The organism is Bacillus bruguierae, from assembly GCF_037104725.1.
GTDB classification, from domain to species: Bacteria; Bacillota; Bacilli; order Bacillales; family Bacillaceae_G; genus Bacillus_A; species Bacillus_A bruguierae.
Genome location: NZ_JBAWSX010000006.1, coordinates 219,046 through 234,491, shown reverse-complemented (window position 1 = coordinate 234,491; position 15,446 = coordinate 219,046). Strand labels below are relative to the sequence as shown.

General features: G+C 34.6%; 17 protein-coding genes. 8 read left to right on the top strand and 9 right to left on the bottom strand.

Annotation, left to right across the window (positions count from 1 at the left end; translation table 11 throughout):
• Positions 1-51 precede the first annotated feature (51 nt).
• Both WAZ07_RS12975 and WAZ07_RS12970 read right to left on the bottom strand, forming a co-directional pair.
• Positions 52-276 (bottom strand): hypothetical protein, encoded by a 225-nt coding sequence (locus WAZ07_RS12975; RefSeq protein WP_139207577.1) that lies wholly within the window; start codon positions 274-276, stop codon positions 52-54.
• An 85-nt stretch (positions 277-361) separates the two neighbouring features.
• Positions 362-709 (bottom strand): DUF4257 domain-containing protein, encoded by a 348-nt coding sequence (locus WAZ07_RS12970; protein ID WP_035438188.1) that lies wholly within the window; start codon positions 707-709, stop codon positions 362-364.
• A gap of 310 nt (positions 710-1,019) precedes the next feature.
• Between WAZ07_RS12970 and rsgA the strand changes: the two genes are divergently transcribed.
• Together rsgA and WAZ07_RS12960 are read left to right on the top strand one after the other, a co-directional pair.
• Positions 1,020-2,072, top strand: a complete 1,053-nt coding sequence (rsgA, locus tag WAZ07_RS12965) for a ribosome small subunit-dependent GTPase A (protein WP_336472784.1) — start codon at positions 1,020-1,022, stop codon at positions 2,070-2,072.
• 203 nt (positions 2,073-2,275) lie between these two features.
• Positions 2,276-2,647, top strand: a complete 372-nt coding sequence (locus tag WAZ07_RS12960) for a DUF3979 family protein (protein ID WP_336472783.1) — start codon at positions 2,276-2,278, stop codon at positions 2,645-2,647.
• 425 nt (positions 2,648-3,072) lie between these two features.
• On the opposite strand, the gene WAZ07_RS12955 is transcribed toward WAZ07_RS12960, so the two are convergent.
• The gene (locus tag WAZ07_RS12955) at positions 3,073-4,113 is read right to left on the bottom strand and encodes a YkvI family membrane protein (protein ID WP_336472782.1); all 1,041 of its coding nucleotides are present in this window, start codon (positions 4,111-4,113) and stop codon (positions 3,073-3,075) included.
• A 338-nt stretch (positions 4,114-4,451) separates the two neighbouring features.
• Here WAZ07_RS12955 and WAZ07_RS12950 point away from each other — a divergent pair, with 338 nt between their 5' ends.
• Both WAZ07_RS12950 and WAZ07_RS12945 read left to right on the top strand, forming a co-directional pair.
• Positions 4,452-4,907: a DUF3939 domain-containing protein gene (locus WAZ07_RS12950; protein WP_336472781.1), complete on the top strand. Its 456-nt coding sequence runs from the start codon at positions 4,452-4,454 to the stop codon at positions 4,905-4,907.
• 76 nt (positions 4,908-4,983) lie between these two features.
• Positions 4,984-6,240: an MDR family MFS transporter gene (locus WAZ07_RS12945; protein WP_336472780.1), complete on the top strand. Its 1,257-nt coding sequence runs from the start codon at positions 4,984-4,986 to the stop codon at positions 6,238-6,240.
• A 287-nt stretch (positions 6,241-6,527) separates the two neighbouring features.
• Here WAZ07_RS12945 and WAZ07_RS12940 read toward each other — a convergent pair whose 3' ends face one another.
• Together WAZ07_RS12940 and WAZ07_RS12935 are read right to left on the bottom strand one after the other, a co-directional pair.
• Complete coding sequence (locus tag WAZ07_RS12940; protein WP_336472779.1) at positions 6,528-6,944, bottom strand: DUF1259 domain-containing protein; 417 nt, start codon at positions 6,942-6,944, stop codon at positions 6,528-6,530.
• A 430-nt stretch (positions 6,945-7,374) separates the two neighbouring features.
• Positions 7,375-7,566, bottom strand: coding sequence for a DUF3896 family protein (locus WAZ07_RS12935; RefSeq protein WP_090911924.1), 192 nt, complete (start codon positions 7,564-7,566; stop codon positions 7,375-7,377).
• 180 nt (positions 7,567-7,746) lie between these two features.
• Between WAZ07_RS12935 and WAZ07_RS12930 the strand changes: the two genes are divergently transcribed.
• Entirely contained in the window at positions 7,747-9,219 is a 1,473-nt protein-coding gene (locus WAZ07_RS12930) for a flavin monoamine oxidase family protein (protein ID WP_336472813.1), read from the top strand.
• A 39-nt stretch (positions 9,220-9,258) separates the two neighbouring features.
• Here WAZ07_RS12930 and WAZ07_RS12925 read toward each other — a convergent pair whose 3' ends face one another.
• Positions 9,259-10,161: an aldo/keto reductase gene (locus WAZ07_RS12925; RefSeq protein ID WP_336472778.1), complete on the bottom strand. Its 903-nt coding sequence runs from the start codon at positions 10,159-10,161 to the stop codon at positions 9,259-9,261.
• 181 nt (positions 10,162-10,342) lie between these two features.
• Between WAZ07_RS12925 and WAZ07_RS12920 the strand changes: the two genes are divergently transcribed.
• Positions 10,343-11,293 (top strand): CobW family GTP-binding protein, encoded by a 951-nt coding sequence (locus WAZ07_RS12920; RefSeq protein ID WP_336472777.1) that lies wholly within the window; start codon positions 10,343-10,345, stop codon positions 11,291-11,293.
• A gap of 30 nt (positions 11,294-11,323) precedes the next feature.
• On the opposite strand, the gene WAZ07_RS12915 is transcribed toward WAZ07_RS12920, so the two are convergent.
• Together WAZ07_RS12915 and WAZ07_RS12910 are read right to left on the bottom strand one after the other, a co-directional pair.
• Entirely contained in the window at positions 11,324-11,794 is a 471-nt protein-coding gene (locus WAZ07_RS12915) for a GNAT family N-acetyltransferase (RefSeq protein ID WP_336472776.1), read from the bottom strand.
• A 338-nt stretch (positions 11,795-12,132) separates the two neighbouring features.
• Positions 12,133-13,071, bottom strand: a complete 939-nt coding sequence (locus WAZ07_RS12910; protein ID WP_336472775.1) for a metal ABC transporter substrate-binding protein — start codon at positions 13,069-13,071, stop codon at positions 12,133-12,135.
• 272 nt (positions 13,072-13,343) lie between these two features.
• Between WAZ07_RS12910 and WAZ07_RS12905 the strand changes: the two genes are divergently transcribed.
• On the top strand, positions 13,344-13,487 hold the full coding sequence (locus WAZ07_RS12905; RefSeq protein ID WP_090911915.1) for a hypothetical protein: 144 nt from the start codon (positions 13,344-13,346) through the stop codon (positions 13,485-13,487).
• Positions 13,488-13,564: 77 nt separating this feature from the next.
• A complete protein-coding gene (locus tag WAZ07_RS12900; RefSeq protein ID WP_336472774.1) occupies positions 13,565-14,224 on the top strand; it encodes an oxidoreductase in 660 nt (219 codons plus the stop codon).
• 136 nt (positions 14,225-14,360) lie between these two features.
• On the opposite strand, the gene namA is transcribed toward WAZ07_RS12900, so the two are convergent.
• Complete coding sequence (gene namA / locus WAZ07_RS12895; RefSeq protein WP_336472773.1) at positions 14,361-15,401, bottom strand: NADPH dehydrogenase NamA; 1,041 nt, start codon at positions 15,399-15,401, stop codon at positions 14,361-14,363.
• Positions 15,402-15,446 lie beyond the last annotated feature (45 nt).

The following is a 15,446-nucleotide window of genomic DNA, read 5'->3' as shown; positions in this document are numbered from 1 at the left end:
CATATATACACTATGTAAACTGAAAGGAAAAAGCACTGTTTCATGTATATACTAAAACAGTGCTTTTCGTTTTGGATGGATTGTTGCAGCATTTTCATCTTTAATGCCGGCTTCTTTAATAATACGTTGCTTTGCTTTATCTAACAAATCGTTTACTGTTTCGCCAAAATAGTTTGCTTCTCGCTTTGTGCGGGCTTCTCGTAAACATTTGTAGTTTTCTATCAGCTCCTCTTTTTCAGGGTCTGTTAAGAAATCTTCTATTTTTTTGCTTGCCATACGAAACACCCTCTCTTCTGACAGACGCTTTCATTCAGCATTTTTATTTTTCATTATATCAGTAAATTGCAAATTGTAGTACATATTAACGCCTTAATAATTTGTCAATTTCTTGTATTTTTTCATTTGCTTTATTCATCTGTGTATTCTTTGCTTGTTCTCCTCCAAGCGCTTGATGGAGTAAAAATGTTTGGCCAGAAATAGCAGTAACGATTGCAACTTTAATGATTTCTTTTATAGTTGTCGCATCAAATAAAACAAGGCCAAGTAGGGCAGCGAGGCTGCCAGTGATGATATCAGCTAAAAAGCCAAGATGGAAAAATGTTTTTAATCGGCGTGGAAGCAATAATTTGCCTTGATGATTGATAAGATGGGCAACAAAACCGGTAATTCCACCAACGAGAAGAGCAGTTAGCCACGAATACATATCCATCAAACCCACTCCTTTTAGTAAATATCATTCTGTTTTTGGCGCATTTACTCCTTTTTAAATTTTATGTGTATAGATTGAGAAAGTTTGTTTTTGTTATATATGCTTTTTAGTCTGATAATTCTGTTATATAGGGTGGATATTTTATTTGAAATTTCATATAATATAATTAAATCTAATAAGAACGGAGTGATGTATTATGTCGATTGTTTATAAAATTTACACGGTTAATACAAATAAGGAAGGAACGGACGAAACTTTATAAAGAATCGTTATATCCTTCCCCATTAAACATTTTAGGGAGGATTCGAGATTGAATCGTAATTATTTAGTAGAATTTGGATGGGATATGCATTTTGAAGAGCAATTATCAGAGCAATATGAAGTAGGGCGTGTTCTGTTAGAGCATAAACATATGTATCGGATTATATGCGAAGATGGTGAATATGTAGCTGAATTAACAGGGAAATTTCGTTATGAGGCAATTGAGAAAGGTGATTATCCTGCAGTAGGAGATTGGGTAGGCGTAACAAAATTACCAGAAGAAAAGAAAGCAATTATTCACACTGTGCTTACAAGAAAAAGTTCTTTTTCTAGAAAAGTAGCTGGAGAGAAAACAGTGGAACAAATTGTCGCAGCAAATGTGGATTATCTCTTTTTAGTTAATGCTTTAAATGCAGATTTTAATGTAAGGCGAATTGAGCGTTATTTATTGTTAGCATATGAGAGCGGAGCGATGCCTGTCGTTATTTTAACAAAGAGTGATTTATGTACAAATATAGAGCAAAAAATAATGGAAACAGAGACGATTGCAATTGGAGTGCCTATTTTTGCAGTTGATAGTTTGCATCAAACAGGCATAGATCGATTGCAACAATTTTTACAACCAGGAAAAACGATTGCGCTTATTGGCTCTTCAGGAGCAGGGAAATCCACGTTACTGAATGCTTTAATGGGAAATGAAGTGGCCAAAACAGGTGGAATTCGTGAGAGCGATAGTAAAGGAAAGCATACGACAACACATCGAGAATTGTTCCAATTACCAACTGGTGCACTTGTTATTGATACACCGGGAATGAGAGAACTTCAGCTTTGGGAAGGAAGCGGCGCCATGCACGCAACTTTTTCTGATATTGAAGAAGCTGCTCAAAAATGTCGCTTTCGAGATTGTCAACATGAAAATGAGCCTGGTTGTGCAATTCGTGCTGCGATTGATGAGGGAACATTGGAGGAAGCTCGATTGTTCAATTATAAAAAACTACAAAAAGAAATTGCTTATGCGATGAGAAAGCAAGATGCTCTTTTAGCCCGTGCAGAGCGTAATAAATGGAAAAGTGTCACAAAACAAATGAGACAGAAAAAATAAAAAAGCTCCAAAGGCGTAGTTACAAGTGTTAATTGAGAGATTTAAAGTATAATAAAAAAGCGTGTGGATCAAATGATTCACACGCTTTTCGTTTTTAATTTGTGTTTATATAGTTTTGAGCGGAGAAATACAGCTGTTATAGTCGTTTGTGGTAGAATAAATGTATATAGGGTATTGAGAAAGAGGTAAGAGAGGGGTATTGTATGCTGCACGAGGAGATTACATCATTTTTTAAAGTTCTTCCACAAGAAGACGGGACACGAGGCTGGAAGTATTATATTCAAGAAGAAAAAGGTACATATTTTATAACAAATACAATCTCATTAACAGGTACAAGTATAGAATTGTTTTTTAATGAAGACGATGAGATTGGTCTTGTTTTATATAAAGATGGTCAGGCGGTAACAAAAATCCAACGTATTGCTGTCAAAAAGGTGGATATTATAAAAGAAGAAGAAGAAAGCCTTCAATTTGTACTAGATCGTATGCCAAGCCGCATGATTCGATTACAGTTAAAACCATTTTTAGCAGTTGAAATGGGATTGTATTGGGAAGTGTGTGAAGATTGCGAGTAAAAAACATCCAGTTACTAACGGATGTTTTTTATTTTGCCATTTGCAGTAAGTAAGAAATTTCTTCCTCAAGATCTTGAGGAATTCAAAGAAAATAAGTTAGTTCAGTAGCTGGAACGTTATCAAAAATGGCCGAAGAGTTACAAATATGAATTGAAAGATGTAAGGTGTAATGAAAAAAGCACGTAAATAAGATGATTCACGTGCTTTTTGTTTTCGTTTGATAGAGGTCCAATCCGTTCAACTCATTCGTAGCAAGGGATAAGAAGTTTCACTTTATCCCGCATTAACGGGCAGTAATACTCCCACCTCAAAATTTGGCGAAAGCAAAGAAGTTAGGTAGGAGATAAACTGCCCGTAAAAGCCCGATTGGTTCAACTAATAATCAGTGAGGGATGAAGAAAACCCCCACTGATTAAAGTTTCACTTTATGTATTTTGCTGTTGTTTGAATGCAATAATTGGAAGGAAAATCAAGTTGATCCACCCAATCACAGGATATAATATATGAAGTAATTCACTATAACCAATATAACTAAAACAATAACTAATCAGTAAGATGAAATAAATAATGCTGTTACTTTTCCAGCCGGTGATAGATTGAAGTTGTTTAGTCATACCAAATATGTTACCGACAAGTGTTGTAAATACTTCCCCAAAAATAATTAATACAAAAAAGAAATGAAAAGTAGCATTGAAGCGACGTACAACTTCTGCCATTGGAATATTATATTGATAAAATTGCTCGATAGTTAAAATGGCGAAGTGACTACATAATAAAATTAAACAGAGACCAGCCCCGCCTAACATACCACCCCATTTAATGGCTTTTTGATCTTTTACTTCACTTGCTAACGGTACAAGTACACTTTGAGCGAGTGAGAGGTTGAGTGCAACATATGTAATTGGACTTGTAACCCATTTGATATTCCAATTTTCAGAAGGTGTCATGTTGAAAAAGGAAGGTACATCATGAAAGAGTGTTGTAATGGATAGCCCCACAATAAAAATCATCATAATTGGTACGACGAGTGAATTGACTTCGAATACCCCTTGTAATCCTCGGCCGCCAATTATCATACAAGCAAGTATCGTTATAAAGATTCCAAGTTGTCTTGGAAGGCGAAGTTGCTCTTCAAATACCGCTCCAGCTCCGGAAAGCATGACGCTTGTTACACCAAATAATACGAGAAGTAATAAAATATTTACAACGCTCCCAAAGACATCACCAAATAAATATTTGTTAAATTCTTGAGCAGAAAATGCATTGATTTGTGAAGAAAGCAGCATCATTTTTGTACCTAACCAAATAAAGAAAATGCCGCTTACTAAAATGCCGATTGTTCCATATGTGCCATGGATTGTAAAGAATTCCACGATTTCTCTTCCTGTTGCAAATCCAGCTCCAACGACAGTTCCTATATAAGTAGCAGCAATTTTTTTAGCTACTTTCCATTGCTCATTGTCCATGTAATCCCTCTTTCTTATGTTATGAGCTGATTGATTTGTTTCCTAGACTTTGAGAGTAGGGTGAGACAAAGTAAAAAATTCATCAATTATTTCTTACTTTTTTAAAAATTTTTCTTGAAATTTGTGATAAGAGAAGTTTCACTCTCTACTGAAAACGTTACTTAATTTCATACATATGAATGAGTTTGGACAAACATACAATAAAGTGATAATTTCGCATGATTTTTTTAAAGGTGAGATTAGTGAAGGGACTTATTGGTAATGTAGAGGTGTGTTTTTTCATTATTCATATTTATCTTGTAATTTATGGTATAATAAAGGAAAAGGGGGCGGAGAAAATGTTTCGCTTTTTTACAAAAGGCAAGGAAGAAAGAGAGATTACGAAAGATGAATTAGAACTTGCTATGGCAAAATTTCTTGAAACGAATGCTAACGTCGTATATACAGTATTAGTAAATGATGACTACACAGTTAATTATGACTTATTAAAACCTTATTTACCTGCTTTTCCTACAAATACATTCATTATTACAAAGGAGACACTTGAAGTCTTCGAGAATACACAAGAAAACCTTGATCTTGTTAAAGAAATTGATGATGTACAACGTGCTGTTGATCAATATGTAACGGACAAAGAAGTTTTTCCAATCGTTGAAGGAAATGAGAATCGCCTTATTTGTTCAATAAAGTTAGGTCCATATTTAAAAAGAAAACTAGAACGAAATTTATATGTTTCAGAGAAACATTATTTAGTGACAAGTAAGCCTGATAAAATAAATACAAGCATTGTATAATAAAGAAACAACAATACTTCATTGTTGTTTCTTTATTGTAAGCATCATGCGGAAAGTGTAGAGAAGAGGAAACTTCATGATTCTGAGGGAATGGGATTTAAATTTAAAGATTCGTCTAGTAGGGGAATGGCTCTTCGGCCTTTTCTTCTGGATGCTTCTTCCGTTTATGGCCATATATTTCGCGGAAGAACTAGGAAAGACGATGGCTGGAATATTACTTGTATTGTCGCAAGTATTATCTGTTTTTGCCAATTTAGTAGGCGGCTATTTAGCGGATACGTATGGCCGTAAGCGAATGATGGTAATTGCTACATTTGTACAAAGTGCTGCCTTTGTACTATTTGCTTTTGCTAATTCACCGTGGTTGCAATCGCCTCTCTTAACATTTGTAGCTTTTTCACTTATCGGTATTATGGGTTCTTTATATTATCCGGCAAGTGCAGCAATGGTTGCCGATTTAGTACCCGAAGAGCAGCAAAGTAAAGTATTTGCGGTTTTTTATACAATGATTAATATTAATGTTGTGTTGGGACCGATTTTAGGAGCGTATTTCTTTTTTTCTTATCGTTTTGAATTGTTACTGGCAAGCGTTGTCATTAATTTTATATTAGCATTTGTACTACTTAAATTTATAAAAGAGACGTTACCAGAGAACAGAACAAAAGTAGAAAAACAAAGCGGATGGCTGACTGTTGTAAATGAACAGATAAGGAATTATCGGATTATTTTTCAAGATGGTGTCTTTCTGTTGTTCATTGTTGCAGGTATTCTTGTTGCTCAAACTTTTACACAGCTTGATCTATTGTTAGCTGTATACATAAAAGAAAATGTTCCTACGCAAGAGTTTTTTAATCTAATGATAAATGGGGAGAAATTGTTTAGTTGGATTATCGCGGAAAATGGATTTTTGGTTGCTCTATTTACTGTATATGTAACAAGGCTAGCAAATTACTTTTCTGAGCGGGCTATTTTTGTTTTATCTTCTTTTGCATATGGGATAGCAATGATTATGTTTCCTCACACTATCTCAGTCTGGGGGCTCATTATTGCGATGCTCATTTTCACGTTCGGAGAGCTATTAGTTGTTGGAATTCAAAATAGTTTCGTTTCTAAATTAGCACCTGAACATATGCGAGGACAATATTTTGCGGCAGCAACACTTCGTTGGTCTGTTGGCCGAACCATTGCACCAATTGCGATTCCTTTAACAGCATGGATAGGTTATCAATACACATTCTACATTATTGCAGCACTTGCGTTTTTGAGTGCAATTTTATATTATGTGATGTTTCAGTTGTTACAAGGGAGAAAAATTAAGGTGATAAATGAGTAAGTCTAGCTTTAGAATAAAGTTTAATTAGATTAACACTTTTAAACTTGATATAAAAACAAATATAAAGAGCATGTTTTGAAAAAAGATTGATCAAAACATGCTCTTATTTATGTCAAAAATATTGACTCAAATTCAAGGATTATTATACATTACCTCACTAGAAGTATGTATTTTTTCAAGAATAATATCTTGTATTGATAGAGTAATAGATTTACGAATTTTTCATTCGAAGGGATCGGAACTTCACGTTAAAACTCATATAAAAAATATATATGATTCACTTCGCATTAACTCCCATCATCAGCAATAGGGTAGCTACTTAGGACTGAAAAAGAATTTGCCAATTTTTTCGCAAAATGTAATGGTGGTTCTACTGATTGGACATGAATATACATGATCAATGGATTCATATATAACCAATGATTATGTAAGGCACTAACAATAATTCCTTGTTGTGTAATTGACCGCATAAATGAGGGGATTTCTTCTTGCAGAATAGCAATTTCACCTAAATTCAATGCATTACCATTTTGATCCAAAGATTCGAAGCCTACTCCTACAGGTACTACAGACATACTCGGTTTTCCTTGGACAAGCACCTTGAAATTGCGATGGAAAGATACTGAACAAGAATTTTGATTGATTTTACTTTTCCCTTTAAGAATGGTAGCAAATTGTTCGCAAAGAAAATGAAAGTTGTTCATAAGTTAAATCCCCCTCTATTAGGAAAATGGGAATTTTATTGTAAAAATTATGAATGTTTCCATAGTCGCCAACTACTATTTTGCCCTTCCTCTTTTTTCTAATTAACACTCCAAAAAGAGAATATTTATATAACCATATGCGTAAATTGTCTGTTTTAGAATGGAAAATAAGAATTTCAGATAACAATATAGAAAATCTTAAAAAAGTCTGCAGGAGTTTCACTTCTATTTAATTACTGTTATCAGAAGTTCGACTGTTGGAAAAGATATATCTATATGAATAATGAGGGCGGTATAGAAGGGCGGGAAACAATTGCTGTTATGTGCTAGCTTGGACAGGGTTTCCATCAGTGGGGATGAAGAAAAAACCGACTGATGGAAGTTTCACTTTATTTTAACCTCTATGTCCTGTTAATTTGTACACCCGTTTTCAGTGAGAAATTCCTCTTTCAAAATGATTCATTTCAACTAAGTTAAGAATATATTCGTAATTGTCAATCATTCTCTTGATTTCATTGCGCTCATTTTCTGTTAATTTTACATCTGTTAATCGTTTACATAAGTGAGATTTTTGGCTTTCTAATTGTTTTTTAATCTCATGATAGTTGTAAGAGCGTTTCATGTTTCCATCCCCTTCCTTACATTTCCTATCTACATTTTTATTATACGGTTAAATAAAAGGAAAGAGTGCATATTTATTTGAACTTTTTGTGAATATTCAGAAAAAATAGAATGATTCATCCTTTTCATGAATACAATGCATTGAACTATGAATTTGTGTTGATGAGTAGGGGTGGGGATGATGCGATTAAATATGCAATCCCATTTTGCAACAAATGAGATGGTATCTATTATTGACAATGGCTTACCAAAAACGACAGTACCGAAAAATATTATTATTATTGGAGCGGGCATGGCTGGATTAGTGGCTGGATCATTATTAAAGGCTGCTGGTCATCGTGTGAAAATACTAGAAGCAAATAATCGAATTGGTGGGCGTATTTATACGATGAGAATGCCAGAAACAGGCTTATATCTAGATGTTGGAGCCATGCGGATTCCTTATACACATGAATTAACGATTTCGTATATTAAGAAGTTTGGGTTGAAGTTAAATCCATTCATTAATCGAAATGAAACGGATATTATTTATGCAAATGGTCGCAAGACAACATTGAAACAATATGAGAAAAATCCGAGTATTTTACGTTATCCAGTTGCAGCGAATGAAGAAGGAAAATCATCGGAAGACCTGTTGATGTCAGCAATACAACCAATTCTTGATTTTATTAAAAGAGACCCGGAAAAAAATTGGAGTATTGTAGAGAAAGATTTTGGTCGGTATTCTACAGCAGAGTTTTTAAAGGATTATCCTCACCAATATAAAGTGCCTTTTTCACCAGCTGCTGTAGAGATGATAGGGGTGCTTCTTGATTTAGAAGGATTTTTAGAAAGGTCTTTTGTAGAAACATTGCGTTTTATTTTCATTTTACAGCAATCTACAGGTTTTTATGAAATTGAAGGCGGCAATGACGCGTTGCCAAAGTCTTTTTTACCGCAATTGCAAAATGATATTATCTTTCAACAAAAGTTAATGAAACTAGTGCAGCACGAAAAAGGAGTTACAGCATATTGTCGTAATGAGAAGACGTTTGAATATACCAGTATTACAGGTGATATTGTCATCGTCACCATTCCATTTACAACAATGAGATTTGTTGAAATTGATCCGTATGATTCTGTTTCTCATGAAAAGTGGAAAGCCATTCGAGAACTACATTACATGGCTGCGACGAAAATTGGAATCCAATTTAAAAGTCGTTTTTGGGAAGAACAAGGGCAACGTGGTGGCCGCATCATTACGGATTTGCCTATTCGTTATGCATATTATCCAAGCTATGGAATTGGGACAAAAGGGCCTGGAATGGTACTGGGGAGTTATACTTGGTCGTATGATGCGTTATTGTGGGATGGTTTATCTGAAAATGACCGTATTTATTATACTTTACAAAATTTAGGTGATATACTTGGAAATCAAGTATATGATGAATTTATTTCTGGTATATCGAAGAGCTGGACGTTAGACCCGTACGCATTAGGAGGGTTTGCAATCTTTCAGGCAACTCAAGAAACAGAATTGCAACCTCACATTGTGAAACCAGAAGGGAGAATATATTTTGCGGGTGATCATACTACGTTGTATCATGGCTGGATACAAGGAGCAATTGAATCAGGAATTCGGAGTGCGGCAGAAATAAATCAATTACAGATTTAAAAAGAACATGAGAATGAATCTCATGTTCTTTTGGTGTACTTATGGAACAGGATGACCATTTGAGCTTTCAAAGATGGTAAACCATTGCTGACGGTCCAATGTTAGTTTTGTTGCTTCAACAGCTGTTTTGATACGTTCTAGTTTACCAGAACCAACAATTGGTAGCATATTAGCTGGATGAGCAAGTAGCCATGCATACATAATCGAATCAATTTCAGAAATATCACAATCAGTAGCAATTTTCTCTAGTGTGTGACGTAAGCGAAGTATAGGCTCACTTTCTTTTTTGAAAATCTCACCCCCAGCAAGCGGAGACCAAATCATAGGAGAAATTCGATTTTCTTGGCACTGTTCAATCGTACCTTTTTCGAAATGCTCAAGCTGCATAACAGATACTTCGATTTGATTGGTAATGAGCGGAAAATCTAAATACGAACTTAACATATTGAATTGGGAAGGCAGAAAGTTTGATACACCAAAGTGTCGTACTTTTCCCTCTTGCTTCAAACGAGAAAAAGCTTCTGCAACTTCTGCTGGATTCATAAATGGATCAGGGCGATGAATGAGCAATACATCAATATAGTCAGTATTTAGGTTTTGTAGTGATTGTTCGGCACTTTTTAAAATATGTTCAGTACTTGTATTATAGTGAGCAACGTAACGCTCTGGAAATTTAGATGATGGGGGAGCGATTCCACATTTTGTAACGATTTGCATGTTGTCACGTAAACTTGGTTTTAATTGAAGTGCTTTCCCAAATAAAGCTTCACATGTATAATCGCCATAAATATCGGCATGGTCAAACGTTGTAATGCCCATTTCCATGCAAGATTCAATGAAAGAGAGTAATTCCTGATCTGTCATATTCCATTCTGCTAAACGCCAAAACCCTTGAATAATTCGAGAAAACTCTAGGTTTTGGGCCATTCGAATTCGTTCCATTTATGTAGATCCTCCTTGCTGATATGTATGAACCTATTCGATATGAAAAGGTTTTCTTATTTGCTGCTATTATATATTCGTGTAGATATACTTACAACTAATATGTTCTATATTCGAAAAATAAAAAGACAACCTATGATATAATTATGTAATTAGACATATAACAAGGAGATGTAGAATCGTGATTCCAGTAACAATATTAACCGGATTTCTCGGATCAGGGAAAACAACATTATTAAATCGTATTTTATCTGAAGAGCACGGAAAGAAACTTGCGGTTATTGTAAATGAAATTGGACAAATAGGTATCGATAATCAATTGATTATGAATGTAGAAGAAGAAATTATGGAAATGACAAACGGTTGTTTATGTTGTACAGTACGTGAAGATTTGCTTGTTGCACTAAAGCATCTACTAGAAGTAAGAGCAGAAGGTAAAATGGATTTTGAAGGTTTAGTAATTGAAACAACTGGGCTTGCAAATCCTGGTCCAATTATTCAGACATTCTTTTTAGACCCTATTATTCAGTCCGCATACCAAATTAACGGTGTAGTAACTGTAGTAGATAGCTATCATATATATAAACACTTTGAAAAAGGTTTAGAAGCAAAAGAACAAATTGCTTTTGCTGACATGGTATTAATAAATAAATTAGATTTAGTAGAGCAGGAAGAAAAGGAGAATTTACTCATTGAATTACAAGGGATCAATCCAACTGCAAAATTAATCCCAACAATAAATTGTGAAGTAGATATTTCATCCTTGCTAGATATACAAACGTTTAAAACGCGTGACAAGTTAGAAATTTATCCCCATACAGAGCAGCATCATTTAGAAGGGGTAAAGGCCTTTGTGTTAAGAGAAGAGCGTCCTCTTGATCTGCAAAAAATAAATGAATGGATGTCAGCCGTTGTACAAGAATTAGGAGAGTATTTATATCGTTATAAAGGAATATTGTCTATTGAAGGAGTAAATCGCCGCGTTGTGTTCCAAGGCGTACATACGTTATTTGCAGCTTCCTATGATAGAGAGTGGCAAGAAGGAGAAAAACGAGTAAGTGAGATTGTTTTTATTGGTAAAAATTTAAATAAAGAATGGTTTCAACAACATTTTGAAGAATGCATAAAATAAGCCTGCGTTTGCAGGCTTATTTATGTTGGTTTATGGAAGTTTCACTTTATCTATAAGTAACTCCATTACAACTCCAGCAACAGGACCTTCATCGTCAATATCACCAGTTAGACGAAAGCTAAACGATTCATATAGTTTCATTGCTAATTTGTTGTTAGGATGAAGACTTAAATAAATCTTTTTACATTGATATTTTTCTTGTAAATATGAAATTAATAAATGGAGAAAGCGTTTCGCGTAACCGTTTCCTTGAAAGTTGTGATCAATCATAAACCGGTCTAACCATATGCTTTCATTTTTTTCAGAATACCATCCATACATTGCGTATCCAACAAGTGTTTCTCCATCATATAAAGCTAACGATGTTGCATTTCCTTCATATAATGATTCGGCTAAAGAAAATGCGTTGCTTTCAATAAATTGTCGCTGCTCCGCTGCTACGTCTAAGGCAGCGACTGAACGCCAATTATGTACTGTTACTTCACAAATGTGAAGATTCATAGTTTCATCTCACTTTCCTATTTATTATAACTATATAAATACAAATTAAAAAATCGGCATAAAAGTTCTCTTTCTTTTTAGGCGGGCGAGAGGATCTGACCATGCATAGAAGCGGTCAGTGCTTTTTCCTGCCACGTGCAAGGTTTTAAAACAAAAGGAGAAAGCGGGTGCAGATCATGGTGTATTCTGTATAGAAATGACTTGTATATTGAAATAATATATAAAACTAATATGGATAATTTTACTATATGTTTTTTATAAGTCAAGGCAATCAGGAAAGAAATGGCATAAGAAAAGACCGCAGAAACATTTTTTCGCGGTCAGAAATGAATGTTATATTAATTTGTAGCTTCTTTTAAAGTTTTCATGTTCTCTTCCATTAGTGTGAAGTAATCTTTATTTTTTTTCGCATCATTATCAGAAATAGTTGCAAGATGATTTAAGCGTAAAATTTTCGTTCCTGTTTCTTTTTGAATAACTTCTGCTACTTTTGGTGTAGAGAATGTTTCAAATAAAATATATTTTAACCCATGCTCTTTTGCTGTTGCCGTGATAGAAGCTAGTGCTTTTTGGGATGGTTCATCAGAAGCAGAAATACCTGCAATTGGAATTTGTTTTAAACCGTAACGTTGTTCCCAATATCCGTATGCTGCATGAGAAACTAAAATTTCTTTCGTTTTTGCATGATCAACAACTTCTTTAAATTGATTATCTAAACTTGTGAATTTGGTTTGCAGTGCAGCAAAGTTTTTCTCGAATTCTTCTTTATGCTCTGGTTGTAGTTCTACAAGTGCATTTTTAATTGCTTCAGCTTGTTTCGTTGCAAGTGTTGGATCTAGCCAAACGTGAGGGTCTTTATCATGATGATGTTCTTCTTTATGACCTTCCTCGTGTTCGTCTTCAGTCGAAGCTTGTAGTTCGATATCTTTTGATGCATTCACAACTTTAACCTTTTCATTTTTTAATGTTTTTTCCATTTTTTCAGCAAATGGCTCTAATCCAGCTCCGTTATATACAAATAAGTCTGCTTTGGCAACTTGTACTGTTTGTTTTTGACTTGGCTCATACGTATGGGAATCTGCACCTGGTGGATATATAGTTGTTACTTCTACGTAATCGCCACCGATTTTTTTAGCAAAGTCAGCTAAAGGAAAAATAGTTGTATAGACAGAAAGTTTACCATCTTTTTTATTTGCTGTGTTATCTTTGTTTGAACATCCAGCAAATATAAGGGTAAATATTAGTACGAATGAAAATATAAGTGATCTTTTCTTCATTTTGTTTGCCTCGTTTCTTTACTTTCTAAAATGTATTTTCTCCAAATAAAAGAAAGAATAACTTCTTTTTTTATAAAGCGTAATAATTACGTTTTATACCACCGGTTTAGTATAATACATCTTTGACAATGTTGCAATAAATAATAATGATTACGATTTATAGTTTGTTCTAAATTTGTCACAATGCTCTGGTTTATTTTTTTTGTTTTTGCATATATCCTTTCAGTTTCTTCATATAGTGTGATAGAGGGTGCAGAGAAGGAGATGAGTGAATGGAATATGTGAGCGAAGCAGTTTTATTAATATTGGCTGTTATTTTTCCATTATCATGTGTGCTGTTTTTTTTGAAAGCGCTTATTCGGAATTTAGGAGATACAAGTACAGTTACTGAGGTGCCAAAAGAAGAAAAAGAGTAAACAAAGGGCTTGCATATTGTATTATGCTTTGCATATGATAGAGAAAGATATTAGAAGATAAAGAGGTATGGAAACGGATGAAAACAAGAACAGCCTTGGTACTTGGAGCTAGTGGTCTAGTTGGACAGGAAGTGACACAATTACTGCTTGATTCGGACTATTATGATTCAGTTACAATTTTTGTGAGAAGATCACTAGAATGGGAGCACGAAAAGCTTCAACAAAAGCAGGTGGATTTTTCGATTTTGGAACAATATAAAGAGTTTTTTGCTGTAGATGATGTTTTTAATTGTCTTGGTACGACAATTAAAAAAGCAAAGACGAAAGAAAATTTTAAAAAGGTTGATTATGATTATACAATACGAGCAGCTCGTGTAGCAGAAGAACAAGGGGTACAAAATTTTCTTGTTATTTCTTCGATGGGGGCAAATCCGAAGTCGCTATTTTTCTACTCGCAAGTAAAAGGAAAGATGGAGGAAGGTATTAAAAAGCTAGTCATAGGAGGCATTCATATTTTTAGACCATCTCTTTTACTTGGAGAACGAGAAGAGTTTCGTTTTGGAGAAAGAATGGGAGAAAAAATTTCGGGAATTATGCCGTTTTTATTTAAAGGGTCTTTTTCAAAATATAAACCGATTTCAGCAGAGCAAGTAGCAAGAGGAATGTATGTAACAGCGCTGCGAGAAGAGTCTGGAGTTCATATACATGAATCTTTGGAAATTGCTAAGATGAAATAAAGTGAAACTTCCATCCGAGGGGGGGTCTTCATCCACCTCGGATAAAAGTGGTTTTCACTAGATATTTTTCTCTTTAAGAAAATATTGCTGGTGTAAAATAAAGGAGCTGCCCAAAGTACTATTTTGGGCAGCTCCTTTATTTATTAGTATTTTTTAGTTTTCCTGGAGCACGACTATATTGAAACGGCTCAGCTAATTCAAAACCAAGCTCATTAGCTGCTGTTCTTGGGAAATATGGGTTTCGTAATAGTTCACGGCCGATAAAAATTAAGTCAGCAGAACCTTGTTGTAAAATTTCTTCTGCCTGTATGCCGCTTGTAATAAGGCCAACAGTACCTGTAGCAATAGAAGCGTGTTCTTTTATATGTTTTGCATAGGGTACTTGATAACCAGGATACACATCGATATGTGCTGGTACAACAGCTCCCGAACTACAATCAATGAGGTTAACACCTTGTTCTTTCATCCACTGTGCAAACATTACGTAGTCTTCTACAGTTAAACCTTCTGGATGATAATCATGAGCGGAAATACGAACAAATAATGGTCCAGTCCAAACTTCTTTAACCGCATCAATGATTTCACGTAAAAAACGATAGCGATTTTCACAAGATCCACCGTACTCATCTGTACGATGATTTGTGAGCGGAGATAAAAATTCATTAATTAAATAACCATGTGCTCCGTGTAATTCAATAATATCAAATCCAGCCTTTTTGGCACGTGTTGCTCCATTTTGAAAGGCTATGATAGCTTCTCTTATTTTTTCTTTGCTCATTTGCACAGGGATTTTCATAGAGGAATCAAAAGGAATAGCTGAGGGTGCAATAGGATCTGTATCAAGAACAGCTTTTCTACCGGCATGTGCAATTTGAATAGCAGCTTTTGCACCGTGTTCATGAATCATATTGACAACTTGATGTAGGCCATCTATATGCTCATTATCCCAAATACCTAAATCTTTATGGGAAATGCGTCCTTCTGGTGTTATGGCTGTAGCCTCTAACATAACAAGTCCAACTTGACCAGCTGCACGTGATGCGTAGTGGACGAGATGGAAATTCGTTATTTTTCCGTCTTCGTTTTCAGAGGAGTACATACACATAGGTGACATAACAATTCGATTTTTTAGTGTAACATCTTTTATTGTATACGGTGAAAATAATTGATTGTTCACAATAAGAATCCTCCTTTATTTTCTTAAATGAACATATACCCAAGT